General features: G+C 71.6%; 12 protein-coding genes and 1 pseudogene. 3 read left to right on the top strand and 10 right to left on the bottom strand.

What is annotated here, in order from left to right; all coding sequences use genetic code 11:
- Positions 1–96: 96 nt before the first annotated feature.
- From ACIQ8J_RS34910 to ACIQ8J_RS34890, 5 genes are read right to left on the bottom strand one after another with little or no spacing between them, the layout of a single operon-like run.
- Positions 97–1,221 carry a beta-ketoacyl synthase N-terminal-like domain-containing protein gene (locus tag ACIQ8J_RS34910; protein ID WP_403276869.1) on the bottom strand — a complete coding sequence of 375 codons (1,125 nt, stop codon included), beginning with the start codon at positions 1,219–1,221 and terminating at the stop codon, positions 97–99.
- Positions 1,218–2,462, bottom strand: coding sequence for a beta-ketoacyl-[acyl-carrier-protein] synthase family protein (locus tag ACIQ8J_RS34905; RefSeq protein WP_403276871.1), 1,245 nt, complete (start codon positions 2,460–2,462; stop codon positions 1,218–1,220). Before ACIQ8J_RS34905 ends, ACIQ8J_RS34910 begins: the two co-directional genes overlap by 4 nt.
- Complete coding sequence (locus ACIQ8J_RS34900) at positions 2,455–2,727, bottom strand: acyl carrier protein (protein WP_403276872.1); 273 nt, start codon at positions 2,725–2,727, stop codon at positions 2,455–2,457. Before ACIQ8J_RS34900 ends, ACIQ8J_RS34905 begins: the two co-directional genes overlap by 8 nt.
- Positions 2,728–2,774: 47 nt before the next feature.
- The gene (locus ACIQ8J_RS34895) at positions 2,775–4,091 is read right to left on the bottom strand and encodes an NAD(P)/FAD-dependent oxidoreductase (RefSeq protein WP_403276873.1); all 1,317 of its coding nucleotides are present in this window, start codon (positions 4,089–4,091) and stop codon (positions 2,775–2,777) included.
- Entirely contained in the window at positions 4,088–4,996 is a 909-nt protein-coding gene (locus ACIQ8J_RS34890; RefSeq protein WP_403276875.1) for an alpha/beta fold hydrolase, read from the bottom strand. Before ACIQ8J_RS34890 ends, ACIQ8J_RS34895 begins: the two co-directional genes overlap by 4 nt.
- A gap of 249 nt (positions 4,997–5,245) precedes the next feature.
- Between ACIQ8J_RS34890 and ACIQ8J_RS34885 the strand changes: the two genes are divergently transcribed.
- Positions 5,246–6,268 (top strand): transaldolase family protein, encoded by a 1,023-nt coding sequence (locus tag ACIQ8J_RS34885; protein WP_403276876.1) that lies wholly within the window; start codon positions 5,246–5,248, stop codon positions 6,266–6,268.
- A 42-nt stretch (positions 6,269–6,310) separates the two neighbouring features.
- Here ACIQ8J_RS34885 and pabB read toward each other — a convergent pair whose 3' ends face one another.
- A complete protein-coding gene (gene pabB, locus ACIQ8J_RS34880; protein ID WP_403276878.1) occupies positions 6,311–8,419 on the bottom strand; it encodes an aminodeoxychorismate synthase component I in 2,109 nt (702 codons plus the stop codon).
- Positions 8,420–8,439: 20 nt separating this feature from the next.
- A complete protein-coding gene (locus ACIQ8J_RS34875) occupies positions 8,440–9,183 on the bottom strand; it encodes a methyltransferase domain-containing protein (protein ID WP_403276879.1) in 744 nt (247 codons plus the stop codon).
- A gap of 288 nt (positions 9,184–9,471) precedes the next feature.
- Here ACIQ8J_RS34875 and ACIQ8J_RS34870 point away from each other — a divergent pair, with 288 nt between their 5' ends.
- A complete protein-coding gene (locus ACIQ8J_RS34870) occupies positions 9,472–11,499 on the top strand; it encodes a helix-turn-helix domain-containing protein (protein WP_403276880.1) in 2,028 nt (675 codons plus the stop codon).
- 20 nt (positions 11,500–11,519) lie between these two features.
- Here ACIQ8J_RS34870 and ACIQ8J_RS34865 read toward each other — a convergent pair whose 3' ends face one another.
- On the bottom strand, positions 11,520–12,752 hold the full coding sequence (locus ACIQ8J_RS34865) for a transposase (protein ID WP_403276881.1): 1,233 nt from the start codon (positions 12,750–12,752) through the stop codon (positions 11,520–11,522).
- A gap of 980 nt (positions 12,753–13,732) precedes the next feature.
- Between ACIQ8J_RS34865 and ACIQ8J_RS34860 the strand changes: the two genes are divergently transcribed.
- Positions 13,733–14,899 (top strand): cytochrome P450, encoded by a 1,167-nt coding sequence (locus ACIQ8J_RS34860; protein ID WP_403276882.1) that lies wholly within the window; start codon positions 13,733–13,735, stop codon positions 14,897–14,899.
- Positions 14,900–15,227: 328 nt separating this feature from the next.
- Here ACIQ8J_RS34860 and ACIQ8J_RS34855 read toward each other — a convergent pair.
- Positions 15,228–15,356, bottom strand: a pseudogene (locus ACIQ8J_RS34855) (WhiB family transcriptional regulator); the annotation flags it as partial.
- A 77-nt stretch (positions 15,357–15,433) separates the two neighbouring features.
- Positions 15,434–16,372 carry an MDR family NADP-dependent oxidoreductase gene (locus ACIQ8J_RS34850; protein WP_403276883.1) on the bottom strand — a complete coding sequence of 313 codons (939 nt, stop codon included), beginning with the start codon at positions 16,370–16,372 and terminating at the stop codon, positions 15,434–15,436.
- Between the last annotated feature and the right edge of the window lie 1,203 nt (positions 16,373–17,575).

Genomic DNA, 17,575 nt, shown 5'->3' with positions numbered 1-17,575 from the left:
GTGGGGGGGGGGGGGGGGGGTTGGCGGGGGGGGGGGGGGGGGGGGGGGGGGCCCGGGGGGGGGGGGGGGGCCGCCCCCCCGGGCCCCCCGCCCGGCTCAGCGGCGCAGGACCAGGCAGCCCACGGAACCGTCGGCGCCGACCGAGGTGACCAGCGCGTGCCGACCCTCGGCGGCGTCCTCGCCCTGCCACTGCGCGAGCACGGCGGCGATCTGGATCGCCCCGCCGGCGCTGAAGCACTCGCCCAGGACCCGCTTGACGCGGATGACCTGCGGCGGGAGCGTGCCGCCGAGGGCGGCGCGGACGCCGCGCTCCTCGATGCGCTCCAGGCCGACTTGGCCGCTCGCGCCGAGCGACACGGTGTCCACCTCCGCGGGCTGCACGCCGCTGCGCTCCAGGGCCTCGCCGATCACCCGGGCAAGGACGGCGGCCAGACCGCCGGCTTCGCGGCCGGCCTGCGGGCCGAAGGCGACATCGCAGGCCAGGATCTGGGCGATCCGGTCCTCCTCGCGGACGGCGTGCAGCGGCTCGACGAGCAGCATCGCCACCGCCTCGCCGATCGCCGCGTCCGGCGACAGCGCGCCGGAGCTGTGCCAGCCCCAGGCGCTCTGCGCGCAGAACTCCTCGACGCCGCCGACCAGGAGACGGTCCGCGTGGCCCTGGCGCAGCGCGTTGCGGGCGTAGCGGATGGCCTGCAGCCCGGACAGGTGCCCGCCGGCCAGGGTGGCGTTGACGCCGTGCAGGTCGTTGCGGATGGCGATCTGTCCGGCCGCGCAGTTCATCACGGTGTTCGGGAACAGGCCCGGATTCACCAGGTAGGGCTTCTCCAACTCGAGCGTCTCCCGCGAGTACTCGCTCGAACTGCGGATGCTGCCGGTGCTGGTGCCGAGGACGACGCCGCTGTGCGCGGTGGTGGCGGGGCCGGTGCCTCGGGCCCCGGCCACATCGAGGGCGAGGCGGGTGGCGATCAGCGCCAGCTTGGTGGTGCGGTCGAGCTGCCGGTTCCCCTTGCGGCCCAGGAGTTCCTCCACCGGCAGGTGGGGGACGACCTGGATCGGGCGGGGCGGGAGCGACGCCTCGGTGACGGCGGACGCGTCCCCGGGCGCGACCCGGCCCTCGGCGAGGGCGGCGCCGAGCCGTTCCAGGCCGAGCCCGGCCGGGGTGATCACGCCTGCGGCGGTGATGGCGAGCGGGGTCGTCCCGAGGGCCATGGCCGTGCTCATTCGACCCTCCCGAAGATGGTGATGGCGTTGTTGCCGCCGAAGGCGAACCCGTGGTTCTGCACCACGCGGGGGGCGGCCGGGCGGGCCTGGCCCGGCACCGGGTCGACCCCGGGGCCGAGGGCGGGATCGACCTGCTCCAGGTTGGCGGTGGGGGGCAGGAATCCCTCGTGGACCGCCTTGCAGCAGATCAGCGCGCCGAATCCGCTGGCCGCACCCATCGTGTGGCCGATCATCGACTTGAGGGAGCTGATCGGCGGCAGCCAGTCCCCGATCACGTCGCGTACGGCGGCCACCTCGGTGGCGTCGTTGGTGCGGGTGCCGGTGCCGTGCGCGCAGATGTAGTCGATCTCGTCGGGTGTGACGCCCGCGCTGCGGTGGGCGGCCCGGATGCATGCCGCGATGCTGGTCGGGTCGGGGTGCACCATGTGTTCGGCGTCGCAGTTGACGCCGTATCCGAGCATCTCCGCGTAGATCCGGGCGCCGCGGGCCACGGCGTGGTCGTGCCGCTCAAGGAGCAGTGCCACACCGCCCTCGGCGGTGAGGATGCCGGCGCGGTCCGCGTCGAAGGGCCGGGAGACCTCCTCGGCGAGGGCCCCGAGCCGGTAGAAGCCGGCGTGCGCCCAGCGGTTCACCGAGTCGGCGCCACCGGCCAGCATGTACTCGGCTTCGCCGGAGGCGACCTGGTCGAAGGCGTATCCCAGGGCGTAGTTGCTGGCCGAGCAGGCGGTGGCGAGGGTCAACGCCTCACCGGTCAGGCCGAGTTCGGTGTTGACGGCCGCTGCGATGCGCTGCGCCGGCGCGGCCGCGACCAGGTGCGGCGAGAGCGACTTGAGACCGTCGGTGACCCATTCGCCCACCAATTGCTCGATGACCGCGGACTCGCCGCTGGTGGTGCCCATCACCGAACCGGCCCGTGCGGCGGCGACCTGCTCCGCCGTCAGGCCCGCGTCCTCGACCGCCATCCGGGCGGCGGACGCGGCGAACTGGGCGCTGCGGCCCCAGCGTTCGGGGTCGATCCGGCGCAGCCACTGGCGGGGGTCAAAATCGTGCACCTCTCCCGCGTGAACGTGCGGAAATCCGGTGGTGTCGAAGGAGCGGATCGGTGAGGTGCTGCGCCGGCCCGCGCGGACGGATGCGGTGAACTCGGTGGCACCGAGCCCGGCGCTGCTGACCGCGCCGAGGCCGGTGACCACGACCCGCTGGCCGGCCGGCCGGGGCTGGTGGGACGTCTGTTCAGGCATCGCCGCCGCCGGCCTTGTTGCGGGCCACGATGGTGTAGACGTTCTCCAGGGTGGTCAGCTCCGCCAGGTCGTCCTGCGGGATGATCACGCCGAGGTCCCGCTCGATGCGGGCGAGGATCTCGATGGCCAGGAGCGAGTCGGCGTCGTGGTCGTCGACGAAGTGGCTGGTGTCGGTCAGCTCGCCGTCATCGAGTTCGAGGACGTCGATGACGATCTCGCGGATCTGCTCGGCCTCGGTGCGGGTGATGGTGATGGGGGTACTCATGTCGCATTCCTCTCGGTGAAGTGCGCGGGCGGGCTCGGTGTGCCGGCTCAGGCGACGGGGCGGAACCGCGGGGATTCCCCGGACGGGGCAGGTGCGGGTACGGGGCGGGTGGGGCGGTGCGTGAGGTTCACCCACAGCGCCCGAAGCAGGGCGCCGGGGTTCAGGAAGCGCAGCGGTCCGACGAGCCGTGAGGCGAACAGATGCATGTGCCGGGCCATCGCGTCGTTGCGGGCGGCGGCGGAGAACATCAGGCGTTCGAAGGCGTTGAACGGGCGCCCCTTGGCGTAGTCGGCGATGAGGTGCTGGTGCCCGCGCAGCGCGCCGCGGTGCCTTCGCCCGTATCCGGCGAGGGCCTTGTCGATCTCGTCCGCGCCGCCGGCTGCGGCCAGTACCGGGGCCAGCACATCGGCCAGCCAGGACGCCGACTGGAGCGCCCAGCCGCAGCCGACGCCCCACAGCGGGTCGCTGGTGAGGGCGGCGTCGCCGATGAGGGCCAGGCCCGGGGAGGCGGGACGGCGGGACATCAGGGGGTAGTTGACCGTGCCGATGATCTTGGATACGCGGGTGGCCCGGTCGACCGCAGGAGCCTCGGGCAGGTCTCGTACGAAGTCGAGATAGGCACCCTCCAGGTCCGCGCGGAACTGCGGCAGGCGTTCTTTCGAGGGGATCACGGCGACCACGGTCACGCCGCCGTCGTTGGGCATGGCATAGGCCATGTCCGGCTCCAGGAACCAGGACTGGGTGATGCCGCCGACCAGCTCCAGGTCCTCGAAGTGGGCGAAGTAGCTGAAGCGTTCGTTGGCATGGGTCTTGACGGGCACGCCGGCCAGGCGGGCGGTGGCGGAGTCCTTGCCGTCGGCGCCCACGACGACGCGGGCCCGCAGCTCGCGCTCCCCCGACCCGCCGCAGTCGGCCTTGACGCCCGTGGTGCGGCCGCCGTCCCGGAGCAGGCCGACCACGGTGTGGCCGAGCAGCAGGTCGACGCCGGGCGTGGCCGCGGCCCGCTCCCGCACGATCCGGTCCAGCGTCTGGCGGCGCACGTTGTAGGCGTGGGGCAGCGGCTCGCCGTCGGGTCCGGGCTTGGGTTCTATCCAGCCCCAACGGGTGTACCAGCGCGCCTCGTTGCGCACCGCACCCGCCTCTTCGAGCGCCTCGACCAGGTCCAGCTCCTTGAGCACCGGCAGGGCACAGGGCTGCAGATAGTGGGTGCACAGCACCTTGTACGCGGCCGGGTCCGAGCGGCGGTCGAGCAGAGCGACGCGGGCGCCCCGGCGGGCGAGCAGGATGGCCGCGGCACACCCGGCGACGCTTGCTCCGCTGATGACGACGTCGTACTCGGCGGTGCGGGATTCGGCGGTACTCATGCGCTCATCGCCTCCTGGACACGAAGGGCATCGGCCGGGCGGCCGATGCCGGCGGCGTCGAAGCGGCCGATGCCGAGCGCGCCGAGGAAGGCGAGCGCCTCGGCCGCGACCTTCGGGGCCTGCTGGACCTGGCAGAAATGCCCGAGGCCCCATTCCTGATGGATGGTCAGATTTTTTAGTCCGGACCGCAGCCGGTCGACCGCCGTGGGCGGTGCCGAGGGGTCGTCGATGCCGCTGATCAGTTGCACCGGGACCGTGACCCGATCCAGGGCCAGGCGGGGTGAGCGGGCGAGCATCGCGTACAACTGCAGGAAGCCGTGCGGTTCGACCCGGTCACGGATCTTGTCCTGCATCAGCTCGCGCAGCCCCGCGTCGAGGCGTCGGGCGCGCGGCCCGAGTTGGACGGTCATGCCCTCGGCGAGCACGCCCCGGAAGCGGAGCACCGCGTCCGCGAAGAAGTTCTCGTCGACGGCCCGGTCGTGCGGCCGGTAGACCGGAGCCACCAGGACGGCGGGCACCTGGGCGACCTGCGCGCTCCTGGTGAGCAGTTCGAGCAGGGAGCTGGCCCCGAAGGAATGGGCCACGATCGCCGAAGGCGGCTCGGCGAGCAGTTCGAGTGCCCGCTCCAGCCAGACCGTGGAGCTGCCGCGCTCGGTCCAGGAGTAGCTGGAGCCGGCCCGCCAGGGCAGGTCCAGGGCGGTGAGGCGCAGTTGCGGCGGGAGGTGCTCGGCCAGCGGCAGCCAGGTGTCCCAGTTCTCCTCGAAACCGTGCGCGAGCACGATGCGGGGGGCGCCCTTCGGGCTTCCCGGCCGCTCCCACACCCGCAGCACCTCGCCGCCGACATGGTGGTCCGCCGACAACGCCCAGGGGCTGGAACGGGGGGAAGCACGACGCGTTGCAGGCACGTCCGATCACTCCTCGGACTCGTAATGACGGAGGTCAGCAGGGCTCGGGCCCTACCGGCCCGCCGCCTTGATGCCCTTACGGTCGCCCAGCGGGGGCAGCCCCGGGGAGGTGGCCCGGCCACCCGTTCCCCGCACCAGGTGGTTGGCGGCACACACCCGCCGACCACGCCCGCTCGTGGCGCGCCGGAGAGATGACGGAGTCGTATCCGGCGGGGCGACACATGGGTCGGACGCTCCTACGCTTCCGTCATGAACGAGTTCGATGCGATGGACCGTCGTCGCTTTGCCCGACAGCTGACGGCGGAGGGCGTCGCATTATGGGCGGCCGGCCTCGATCGCGGCGCACTGGCCGACGGCACGTTCGCCGGCCTGGTGGCAGAGGGTCTGGCGGTCGGCGCGACAATCGATGCGACAGCCCTGGCACGAGCCGCCGCGCACCCCGACTCCCCCTACCGTGAACAGCTCGACCAGCTCGCACATCGCGGGGTCACCGGGGACGCGGCGCTGGCCGCGCTGCGCGCCTACGACGCCCGCTGGGCCTGCGATGTGCTGGCGGACGTGTTCAAGTCGAGCGAGGGGCGCGACGGCCTGGTCAGCGTGGATCTGCCCGAGGCGGACGGCCGCGCGGCACAGGAGTTGCGGCGGGCGGTGGCCCGCCCCGGGCTGCTCGTCAGGGTGAACGCCGGGACCCGGGCCGGTATCACGCTCATCGAGGAGTGCCTGGCCACCGGGGTCGGTGTGCAGGCGGCGGGGGTCACCTCGGAGGACCGCTACCGGCAGGTCCTCGACGCCTGGATCCACGGTCTGCACCGCGCCTCGGCCGAGGGGCTCGATCTGGCCGGGCTCGCCTCGGTGGCCTCGGTCCCGGTCGGCCGGTTCGAGCGGGCCGGACATCACGAGGCGGCACAGGCCCTGGCGCGGCGGCTCTACCGGATCTACGAGGAGCGGCTCGGCGAGGAGGACTGGGCCGCGCCCGCGCGCCTCGGCGCCCAGCCGCAGCGGCTGATGTGGACGGAGCTGACGGAGCCCGAACAGGTCGCCCGGTACGTCGGGTGGAACACGGTCAGCGCCCCCGGACTCGCGGTGCTGCGCACCCGCACCTGGGACGCGCCGCTCGCCGGTGACACGCTGGGCGGACAGTACTCGGCGCGGAACACGGCCCAGGCGCGGGCCGCCGCGCCGGCCTTCGACGCGTATCTGGTGGCCCGCGACGCCGAGGCGCTGCGGGCCGCGCCCGAGCCGGACGGGCCCGAGGACGTGTCCGGCACGTGAGGACACGCCCTCGGGCAGGTGCGGGCACCTGCCGCGGAGCCCTTACCGTCCGGCCCGTGCCCGGACGGGCTCACCTGGGAACGGTGCGCCGGTCAGGGCGGTGAGGGGCGCAGCCTTGACCGCGGTCTCCTCGAACTCCGCCTCGGGGTCGGAGCCCACGAGAATCGCGCCGCCCACGCCATAGCGCACCTGGGCGCCGCGCATCACGGCCGTCCTGATGACGACGCTCAGATCCGCCGTGCCGTTCAGCGAGAGGTATCCGATCGCCCCGGCGTAGACGCCCCTCGGCCCCTGCTCCAGGCGGTCGATGATCCGCATCGTGCGCAGCTTGGGCGCGCCGGTCATCGAGCCCGGCGGGAAGGCCGCCCGCACGCAGTCCACCACGTCGGCGTCGGGATGTTTTCGCGCGGTGACGGTGGAGACGAGTTGATGCACCCGCGCATACGACTCCACGCGGAAGAGGTCGTCCGCGCGGACCGAGCCGACCCGCGCGCAGCGGCCGAGGTCGTTGCGGACCAGGTCCACGATCATCAGGTTCTCCGCCCGGTCCTTGGCGTTGACGAGCAGGTCCGCGCGGAGCGCCGCGTCCTGCCCCGGGTCGGCCCCGCGCGGACGTGTGCCCTTCACCGGGCGGGAGTCCATGCGGCCGTGGCGGTCGATCCGCAGGAACCGCTCGAACGACGTGCTCAGGACGGACAGCCCACCGAAGGAGAGCAGCGCGCCGTAGGGGGCGGGGGCCGCGCGGCGCATCCGCCGGTAGCCGTCCCAGGGCGTCGTCGTGGTGTCGGATTCGGCCATGTTGGTCAGACAGATCTCGTAGCTCTCGCCCCGCGTTGCCTCTTCCCGGCACACGTCGATCAACCGCAGGTACTCGTCCCGGTCGTGACGCAGCCTCAGCGCCCCCGCTCCCGGACCGGCCTGCAAGGGAGCCGACGGCTCCGGCGGCGCGGGCGCGTCCTGGAGCGCGGCGAGCCGGCGCGTCGCGTCGGCGAGCCAGGGACGCGGGTCGTACGCGGCCGCGGGCTCCTCCAGTGCCAGCAGATAGCCCCGGCCGGTGAGATGGTCAAGGACCAGGGCCCGGTCCGAGAAGACCATCAGCGCGTCGGGGTCCTGCGCCTGGTGCGTTCGCTCGCCGCCGCACTCGGCCTTCAGCTCGTAGCCGAGGTAGCCGACCCAGCCGAGCGTGAACTCACAGGGCAGGTCCGGGGTTTCGACCTGGATGGTGCGCAGGTCCTGCTGGATCCAGGACAGGAACGCGCGGTGTTCGGTGCGCGTCGCGCCGCCCTGGCCGGTGACCGTGACCGTGCCCTTCCACACGTCGGCGCGGGCCACCCGCCCCAGCGGTCCGCAGGCACCACCCATGATCGAGAAGCGGCCGGTGTCCGCGTCGGGGCGGCTGCTGTCGAGCCAGTAGGCGTGCGTACCCGCGCGGAACAGCGCATCGAAGGCCTCCTCGGCGCCCCAGCGCACCGGGACTTCCCTGACCCGCACGCGCAGGCGGCGGCGCTCCGCGGGCCGGGCGCCGGGCGTCGCCGGGCGCCGGGGGGCGGCGTGGATGGTGCGGCCGTGCGGGCGGCGCCGCTCGGTCAGGCGGCGGAAGTTGTCGAGCAGGGCGTGCCCGTCGAAGCCGCCGATGGACTCGGGATGGAACTGCACGCCCCACTGCGGGCGGTGGCGGTGGCGCAGCCCCATCAGCACACCGTCGGGCGTCCACGCGATCGCCTCCATGTCGTCGGGCAGCCGGTCGACGGCGAGCGAGTGGTAGCGGACCGCCCGGAACTCCTGCGGCAGCCCGGCGAACAACCCGGTGCCCAGGTGCCGCACCGGCGAGGTGTACCCGTGCACCGGTCGCGGCGCGAGCCCCACCCGGGCTCCGTGGGCCAGCGCGATGCCCTGATGGCCGAGGCACACGCCCAGCACGGGCAGCGCCGATGTGCCGACGATCGCCGCGCAGATGCCGAAGTCCTCGCTGCGGGCCGGGTGTCCGGGGCCGGGTGAGAGCACCACGTTGTCGAACGCGGACAGGTGGCCCGGCCGCCACGAGGGGAAGTCGTTGGGGATCACCTCGGGCTCCTGGCCGTTGACCTCGGCCAGGTAGTGAAAGAGGTTGTGGGTGAAGGAATCATGGTTGTCCACCAGGAGCGTACGCACGGCCGTCCTCCCTGTGGCCCTCACGCCGACGAGCCCGCGGGCGCCACCGGCCCGGAGGCGCCCTCGCGCCCGCACACCCCGACCTCGAGGAGCATGTGGTCGACCACGTCGTCGCCCTCCCGCACCGAGCTGAACCGGCGGATCGTCAGCTCACGCCCGCACTCCTGCGCGATGGCGCACAGTTCCGTCAGGCTGCCGCGGCTGCTGAAGTGCAGCAGCGCCCGCCCCGCCGCACCGACCCGCAGCGGTGCCTCGATGAGATAGCGGCGGTGAGTGGCATAGCCAGGATCGACATAGGAGCTCTCGGTGACGGCGCGGTATCTGAAGTCCTCGGGCGCCAGCACGTAATTGGAGCTCCAGAAGACGGTGTCGAACCGATCGTCGGTGTGGAACGCGGCGAAGAGATCGCTGTGCAGCACACGCAACCGGCCGGCCTGGCGGTGCCGCGTCGCGTTCAGCATCGTATTGCGTACTGCGGCCGGGTTGATGTCGGCTGCGGAAACCGTGTGACCGGCGAGCGCCGCACTGACCGCGATCACTCCCGCACCGCAGCCGATCTCGAGGAAGGAGCCGCTGGCCCGGGCGCCCGACGCAGGGCCGAGCCCGAGGAATTCCAGGGCGATCCGGGTCGACGGCGAGTCCACCGGTGCGAAGACGTCATCGAGCAGATCCCAGTCATTGCCGCAGAGCGAGAAGGTCCTCGGCCGATCCGCGCGGGTGCGCGAGGCCGTGCACCGGTCGAGCGATCTCCTGTAGTCCTGCACTTGCCGAAGCGGAGCTGTCCGCATCCCGTTCCCCCTGGTTGTCGTCGTGCGACCACCCTGGCGCAAGCGCCACTTGAGACGGGAGGTGGCCCGGCCACCTGGTTGACGGGAAACCGTTGTTGTCGAAACCTACCGGTGCACTCCCAGCCGAATCCGTGCCGATATTCGGCCAACTGGAACAAACAGGGGCAGAGTTCCTCTTGACTCAACCTCTCTTGATTGAGCGTCAATTGACACCCTAGGCTTCGGTGACTGTGGTGACTGTCGTGCGGGGAGGACGAAGCACCAATGGGGGATATCCGTGACGACGACGTCGTCGCTTTTTTAGCGCTATTGACCCGCGAAGCACCCCTGCCCGAGTTCGACTCGCTCCTCGAGCAGGCCCGTCGGGCGACGCCGCCCCCCGAGCCGGACCGGCTCACCCGCCTGGAGACCGTGCACCGTCTCGCCCTTGAGGTCCAGGCCCAGCTCAACCGCCGCCAGCAGCGCGCGGCGGGCCTGTCCGCCCTGGTGGACACCGCCAGGGATCTGACCCGTCCCTACGATCTCGACGAGTTGCTGCAGCTGACCTGCCGCCGGGCCCGGCGACTGCTCAACCTCGACATGGCCTATGTCAGCCTGCACCTCCCCGACACCGCGACGTCCGTGGTCCGCGCGGCCGACGGGCATGCCTCCACCCTGACGGTGGGCTTCAAGGTGCCCACCGAGGCCGGGATCGGAGCCGCCGCCACCGAGCACGCGGCGCCGTTCTGGACACCCGACTATCTGCCCGACGAGCGGATCCACCACGCGCCCGTGATCGACGAGGTGATCCGTGCGGAAGGTCTGCGCGCCGTCCTCGCGGTCCCGTTGCGGCACGGGGACTCACGGTTCGGTGTGCTGTACGCCGCCGACCGCGAGGTCCGCTACTTCACGCCGGACGAGCTGTCGTTGATGGGGTCGCTCGGCGACCTTGCCACCGTGGCCATCGAGAAGGCCCGGCTCCTGGACGACGTACGGGCCTCGGTCGACTCGCTGGAGACGGACGGCATCCGCTCGCGTGGTGCGCTCGCCGACGCCGAGCAGGTCGCCGAGACCTACCGTCATCTGCTCGGCATGATCCTGAGCGGCTGCACCCTGCACCAACTCGCCACAGAGGCAGCGGCGTTACTGGGCGGCACAGTGCACATACGCAACAGTTTCGGGGACTGGCTCGCCGGGGCGACCCAGGCACCGAAGATCGACGACGAGCTGCTGCTGCGCTCGTCCCTGGACGCCCATGCCGAAGGCACCGTGGTGGAGTTGCCCGACGGTGTACGGATGGTGCCGATCCAGGCGGGCACCGAGCATCTGGGAGTCCTCCTCGTCTGCGCACGGCAGAAGACCGGTACCCACCAGGGGGACGACCCCGGGCAGGCGGCCGGTGCCGGACAGGAAGCCGATACGGGGCCGGAGGTCGGCGGCACGCCCGACCCGGGCGACGCGGCACCCCCCACCACGGCCAGCACCCGGTCTGCCGACCGCCTCCTCGCCACCGTCGCCCAGGCCGTGGCCGCCCTGTTGGTGATGCAGCGCAGCACCGCGGTCGCCGAGAGCTCGCTCCGCGACGAGCTGCTCGACGACCTGGTGAGCGACGCCCCGCACGAACCGCGGGCGCTGCGCGAGCGCTGCCAGGGCCTCGGCCTGGACCCGGACGCGCCCTACGTCGTCATGGTGATCCGCACCGAGGGCGGCTCGCAGGGCCGCGCCGTGGTCTGGGCGTCGTCTCACGCCCACAGCGTCGGCGGCCTCAAGACCGTGCTCGAGGGCACCCTGACCCTGCTGCTGCCCGGCCGCGATCCCAGCGCGCTCGCCCGGCGCGTGGCACAGGAACTCAAACCCTTGCTCGACCACGCGCCGACGGTCGCGGCCGCCGGTCCCGTCACCAGCATGCTGAACGTCCGGGACACCTGCAAGGAAGCCAACCGCTGCCTGAGCGCCCTGCTCTCGCTCGGCGCGCGCGGCACCTCGGCGAGCGCCGCCGATCTGGGGTTTCTGGGCCTGCTGCTCTCCGACCACCTGGACGTCTGCGGTTTCGTCCGCTCGGCCATCGGCCCGGTGCTCGACTACGACCAGCAGCGCTCCACCGAACTGGTGCGGACCCTGGAGGCCTACTTCGAGGCGAGCAACAGCCCGACGTACGCCGCCGAAGCGCTCTACGTCCACCCGAACACGGTGTCCCGGCGGTTGGAGCGCATCGCCGAACTCCTCGGCCCCGGCTGGCAGACGCCCGCCCAGTCCCTGGAGATCCAGCTCGCCCTGCGCCTGCACCGCACCCGCAAGAGCCTCGGCCACTGACCAGCGCCGGCCGGGGCGGGTCAGGCGACCGGACCGCCTTGTCCCGAGGGCCCGCACCCGCGCGGCGCGGCGGACAGGGCCAGGACGGCATGGGCCGCCGAGGCAAGGGTCATATGCCGATGCCAGCCCAGGTAGGTGCGGCCCTCGAAGTCCCGCAGCCCCACCTGCTCCCCCGGGCCCGCCGCCGCGGCCGCCACCCGGTCCTGCAACTGGGCGAGCCGGAGCAGCAGCCTCGGCGGAAGCCGGGTCAGACCGGTGAGCCAGACGCGCCCCCGGACCGGCCCGGCACCGTCCCAGACGGCGAGCACGAGCAGGTCGTCCGCGCGCGACGCGGGTGCGGGCGGCCCGCTCGGCCGCGCGCCGCCGACGCAGGACAGCGGACCGTCGGGCAGTCGCACCCGCAGCAGCGCCACGGAGGCACCGCCCTGGGGGAGCGCCACCGGGCGTCTGAGTTGGGGGGTGGCGCGCAGCAACTCCCGGAGGGGAATCGCGCGGCCCGACCACGAGGGAAGCGCAGGCCTGACGGGGATCACCCGGGTCGTGTCGCTCACCCGTACAAGGAGGGGAGCCGCCGCCTCGGCGAAGCTCCGGAACACCCACGGCAGGACGGCCGCCGGGACCTCGCTCAGGTCCATCACCACGGGCCGGGCCGCCAGCCCCCAGGCTCGGATCGGACCGAGGGCGGCGCTCACGGCGCACACGGCCGGCGCCTCCTCGACACGGTCCTCCGCAAGGCCGACGCGCCGGCGCGGGTGCGGGTCGAAGAGCCGGTCGGCTGGCAGCTGCAGCCGCCAGCCGACCGGCGCGTCGCCATCCGCCGAGGCGTGCCACAGGCCATAGGCGAGCTGGCTGTTGACACTCCCCCCGGCCTCCGGGACATAGCGCCGACGCACTCCCGGCGACCGGTTGCCGGCCTTCGGGATCACCAGCGGCCGCACCACCCAGGCCTGGGCGGGCGCGAGCCGGTCCAGGAGCCGGGCGAGCGCCGCACGCGCCTCGCCGAAGTCCCAGGGGGAGGCGCTGACGAAGTGGTGCAACCGCTGTTCGGCCGCCCCGTCGGAGCACGTCGTGGCGAGATTACGGACCGACTTGCGCCCCTTGGCGGCCAGCAGAGCGCGCAGGTACTGCTCGGCGGTACGGCGCTGGTCGCGTCTACGCAGCACCGAGAAGACCTCGGTCACGACAGCGTCGAGGATGCCGCCGTCCACGCCTGCACCGTCCTCCCTGCGGCACACGGGCAAGATGGTGTTCACGTCAGGCCGGCCTCCTACTCCCCGTCACGTCAACTCGGCGCCGCCGCGCACCGCCCAATCCCCGCGGCCGCCCTCCACGTTCGCGCCTGCCTTCCACGGGCGGCGAGGTGTACCGCTCACACCGTCCGGGCCCCAGACGGTGGCCGGACCACCGCCGTCCGGCCGGCAGCGGGCCATGGGCGCCGCTGCGGCGGTGGGCCGGCCACCAGGAGCAGCGCATGTGCCGACGGGAATTGCCCGCCTGCGGGCCTGGGGAGCGCGACACCACTACTGGTGAGAGCCGGCGCCGCCGGTGACGGCGTCCCGCCGAGTGGTGCAGCCGGCCAGGGCTGTGGAATGCGCGGGTATCTGCTCGGGGCGTGCATCCGTGCCGGTGGCTGCTCCCTGGACATGGGGGCCGCGGCGAACGTGCCGCGCTCGACGTCAGGGTGGGATGGCGGCAAGAGGGCGGGCGGGCGCAAGCGGCACGTGGTGGTGGGCCATGTAACTCGTACGGGGGCGCATCCGGCCGTGCGGGCCGAGTGTTGAGCGACGCTCAGCACGATCAAGTACTCGGGGGTTGGCGACATTCGCGGTGATCACGGCCTGAGAGCGTCACGTTGACGTTCGTGTGCGACGACACCGTGCACATCAACCGGCCTTCCCCGGGCCTCCCTTGGCGGCCGGGCAGGTCGAGGTCGGTCTTCGGTGAGGCCGTGGCCTCAGCAGCGCAAGGCTGCTGCGCCGCCTTGATCTCGACGAGTCCTTTCTCAGGGCGAAGGCCAGCTGTGCGGCGGACTATCGCACATCTAGAAACCGACTCCTTGGTTTGTTATATTGATCGCGGTTCCGGCCAGCCGATGGCGAAGCCGGCTTCCACACAATGCGCGTGAGTTGGCCTGCGTTGGGCCAGGCTCAATCGAATGGGGTGCGGAATGGAAACGGCTGCGTGTCCGTACGTGCTTGACGTGCTCGGGCGCGATCAGGCAGGAGAGGCAGCGATGCTCCGCGATCGGGGGGCTGCAACCCAGGTTGAACTGCCCGGCGGGATCAAGGCATGGGCGGTCGTCCACCAGAAGTACCTCAAGCAACTGCTCCTCGACCCGCGGGTCTCCAAGGACGCCCGGCTGCACTGGCCGGCCTTCGCCCAGGGCCAGATCACACCACAATGGCCACTGTTCGAATGGGTGTCCCCCCAGAACATGCTCACCACGCACGGTGAACGCCGCGCGCGACTACGCCGACTGGTCTCCGGTGCGTTCACCACGCGCCGCGTCGAGGAAATCCGAGGCCGCATCGAGGAGCTCACCGCCCAACTGCTCGACGCCCTGGCGGCAACGCCTGCCGGAAAGCCGGTGGATCTGCGCGCGCACTACGCCCAGCTGCTGCCCATCCGCGTGATCTGCGAGCTGATCGGCGTGAGCAAAGACTCCGAGAAGGTGCTGTGCGACGCGATGGACGTCGCATTCAGCAGTTCCGCCACAGCCGAGGAAATGACCCAGGCCGTCGTGGACATCGACGGCGTACTGACCCGTCTGATCGCCGCCAAGCGCGTACACCCCGGCGATGACCTGACCTCCGCCCTGCTGCACGAACGCGACCACGGTGACCGCCTGACCGAGCAGGAACTCCTCGACACCCTCAGGCTCATCCTCGCCGCAGGCCAGGAAACCATCACCACCTTCATCACCAACACCATCGCCGCGCTGCTCACCGACCCCGAGCAACTGGCGCATATCCGAGCCGGCCGCGCGGACTGGGACGACGCGGTTACCGAAACCCTGGGAGCCAAGGCCCCGGCCGCCTACATGCCGCTGCGCTACGCGGTCGAGGACATCCAACTCGGCGACGTACTGATCGAAAAGGGCGACCCCATCATCGCCTCCTTCGCCGCCGCCACTCTCGACCCCCAAGCCTACGGACCCGACGCGGCCACCGTTGACGTCCTGCGCACGGACCGCCGCGATAACCTCGCCTTCGGACACGGCCCCCACTACTGCCTGGGCGCACCACTGGCACGAGAGGAATCCACCATCGCATTGCGCGCCCTGTTCACCCGCTTCCCGAACGTAGCTCTGGCCGTCGCCCCGGACCAGCTCAGGCCCGTCCCCTCGTTCATGGTCAACGGCTACCAGGAACTCCCTGTCCACCTGGGCGTGTCAATTTAACGGCCCTGCCCCGCATCCGGTGGTAACCGGATGTGACGACGGTGGAGGGTGTCCTGCCCGATCCTGAAACCACAGGTCCGGAGGCTGAAGCACTTCTGTGAAGGGTGCGGCCGCGGAGCTCGCAACCGTCGCATTCGGCAGCTCAGCTCCCAAGGTCACTGGTGCACGAAGGCCCAGGCAAGGCACAACTTCCCAGACCCCAGCGGTACTTTCCTGCGGCCGGGTGCTGCCCAGCGGATCACCGCAGCGCGGCACCCATGTCTCAAGTGTTGGATGCGGTGCGGGAACCGTGGGACCCAGCCCTGCCGACCCTTCGGATGAGAGGGCCTCAGCAAGGGGCGCCGCCGACCGGCGGGCCAGCTCCACGGTGGCACTTGCAGCGGGCCGCCTCCAGCAGGCGCCGCCAGGAGGTAATCGGGGGCCGGCGCCGCAGCAGAGCGCGGCGCTCACGGTCGGTCGTCCGAGGCCCGGAAGCCCGTTGCGGGGCCGATCAAGAAGGCAATTGTGAGCGGCCGTCCATGAACGTCCGGTCCGTTACAGGTCCACGAGGACGGCGCCGATGTGCCGCCCGCCCAGCAGCTCGATCAGCGCGCGCGGCGCCTGGTCGATGCTCTCCAGGCGCACGTGCGGGAAGGTGAGCGTCCCGTCGCGCAGCCCGCGGCCGAAGAACTCGTTCCACTCCGGGATCAGCGACCGGTGGTCGAAGAGCGCCATGGCGCGCAGCGTGACACTGCGCGAGATCATGGAGAGCGTGTCCAGCCGCGCCGGGATGCCCTGCCCGATCTGGGAGGAGAGCGAGCCGATGAGGGCGAAGCGGGCCCGGCGGTTGGCGAGCGCCACCGCCGCCTCCAGCTGCTCGCCGCCCACGTTGTCGAACAGTGCGTCGATGCCGTCCGGGGCGGCCTCGCGCAGTTGCTCCTCGATGGGCCCCTCGCTCCGGATGACGACGGCGTCGTAACCCAGCTCCTTGACCAGCACCTCGGCCTTCCGCCGCGAGCCCGTGCTGCCGATCACCCGCGCGGCGCCGCGCACCCGTGCGATCTGCCCGGCCAGCGAGCCCACTCCGCCGGCCGCGCCGGTGACGAACACCCTGTCCCCGGGACCCACTTCGGCGCCGCGCGCGATTCCCATGTAGGAGGTCGCACCCTGGGAGAGGTAGGCGGCCGGGTCGGGCAGCAGATCCGGGTCGTGCCGCTCGGCCGCGTCCACGACCGCGTACTCGTGCCAGCCCGCGCCGGTCGTGACCAGGTCGCCGACGGCGAAGTCGGTGCCGGGCGCCGCGACCACCTCACCTACGGCCGGGGCCCACAGGGGCCGGCCCGGCTCGTACCCCGGCACGGGCACCCCCGAGTCCTCCTCCATCAGCGAGCGCATCACGGCGGTCACGGCCATGGTGCGGTTGCGCACGAGCAGCTGCCCGGGGCGCGACTCGCGGACGGGAACCTCGACGATCTCGAAGTCCCCGGTCGTCACCCGCCCTTACGGGCGGGAGACCAGGTGTACTTCACGGTGGGTGGCGGGTACCGCGGCGATGTTCATCGGTGAACTCCTCGGCGGGCATGGTCAAAACTCACGGCAAGACTCCAGCGTGTGTCTGAGTCAAGCTCTCCGCCAGCCCTACTAGGGGTTCCTGTCACCTACGGAAACGGGGTGTGCCAGATACGCACGGCCGCCGAATCGAGCGGTTCGATCGGTGGCGAGCTGGCGCACGACAACCGATCGCGAGCCATCGGCACCCGGCCCCGAGCCCCGGCCCTCGCAACGTCGCCAGCGGCCCGCGGCGGTCGCCATGCGGTCGTGGCACGTCAATTGGGGCTGGTGGCTCCGTCTCACGGTGGTGCGTACGAATGCGGCGATGCCCTGTGCTCGGGGCGTAGCCGTTGAAGGTGTCCACCGTCAGCGTGGGGACGTGGGGAGAGATCGGCACGAAGGACTCCAGGGAATGCTCCCCCACGGTGATCGCTTCGAGCAGGTCGTGGTCGCCGTGCCCCGGGGGGGGCTCCTCGGCGCGCTGGACGATGCGGTCGTGGGCGACCGTGGCAGACGTAGTGCAGCGGATGACGCGGATCTGAGCGAGGTCCGCGAGCGGTTCGAGGTTCGGCCGCCACAGCCGGTCCTGGAAGGCGGCTGGGCCAACGACCGTCGCCCCGGCCTGGAGGAGGACCTTCAGCACACCGAAGAGCGCCTCCAGCATCGGGTAGTTGAGGGGGGCCTCTCCACCGCTCTGGCAGCCGGGGGTGGACATGACCATGCCTTGTAAAAAGAGCTTCCCCGCCATCACACCAGCACACGCCCAGACCCAGATCCGAGCACCGGAACTTCCAACCCATGACACAGAACCCAGCTTGCGCCAGGCGCACCACGACAGTGAACAGTCAACTCGCAGCAGTCACAACGATCAGTGATGCCCACGCCCTGAACAGGAAAAGCCACCACCAACAAGATCAGCAATGACTGCCGACCACCCACCGTCACCCCACCACCCCCTCACGCCTCCACGCCGGGCTCGGGGTTCCGGCAGGATCTCTTCACCATTTCATGACGGAAGGCGCACACTCCAGCTCAGCCGATAGGAAGCCTTTGCCTTACTGATCGTTTCAGAATGAACCTCGCCTGGTGGGTTGTGTGTTGGGTGATGTGTCGGCAGGATCTGCTGTGTGCCTGCTGATCTCGTGC

Origin of the sequence: Streptomyces sp. NPDC094147, assembly GCF_044764265.1 — a bacterium.
Taxonomy (GTDB): Bacteria; Actinomycetota; Actinomycetes; order Streptomycetales; family Streptomycetaceae; genus Streptomyces.
Note: the sequence above shows the minus strand (reverse complement) of the source record. Positions and strands in the feature narration are given on the sequence as shown.

Bases quoted from the DNA above. Each gene is read 5' to 3' on its own strand.
- ACIQ8J_RS34910 (WP_403276869.1), bottom strand. From the start codon at position 1,221: ATGAGCACGGCCATGGCCCTCGGGACGACCCCGCTCGCCATCACCGCC.
- ACIQ8J_RS34905 (WP_403276871.1), bottom strand. From the start codon at position 2,462: ATGCCTGAACAGACGTCCCACCAGCCCCGGCCGGCCGGCCAGCGGGTC.
- ACIQ8J_RS34900 (WP_403276872.1), bottom strand. From the start codon at position 2,727: ATGAGTACCCCCATCACCATCACCCGCACCGAGGCCGAGCAGATCCGC.
- ACIQ8J_RS34895 (WP_403276873.1), bottom strand. From the start codon at position 4,091: ATGAGTACCGCCGAATCCCGCACCGCCGAGTACGACGTCGTCATCAGC.
- ACIQ8J_RS34885 (WP_403276876.1), top strand. From the start codon at position 5,246: ATGAACGAGTTCGATGCGATGGACCGTCGTCGCTTTGCCCGACAGCTG.
- ACIQ8J_RS34870 (WP_403276880.1), top strand. From the start codon at position 9,472: ATGGGGGATATCCGTGACGACGACGTCGTCGCTTTTTTAGCGCTATTG.
- ACIQ8J_RS34860 (WP_403276882.1), top strand. From the start codon at position 13,733: ATGCTCCGCGATCGGGGGGCTGCAACCCAGGTTGAACTGCCCGGCGGG.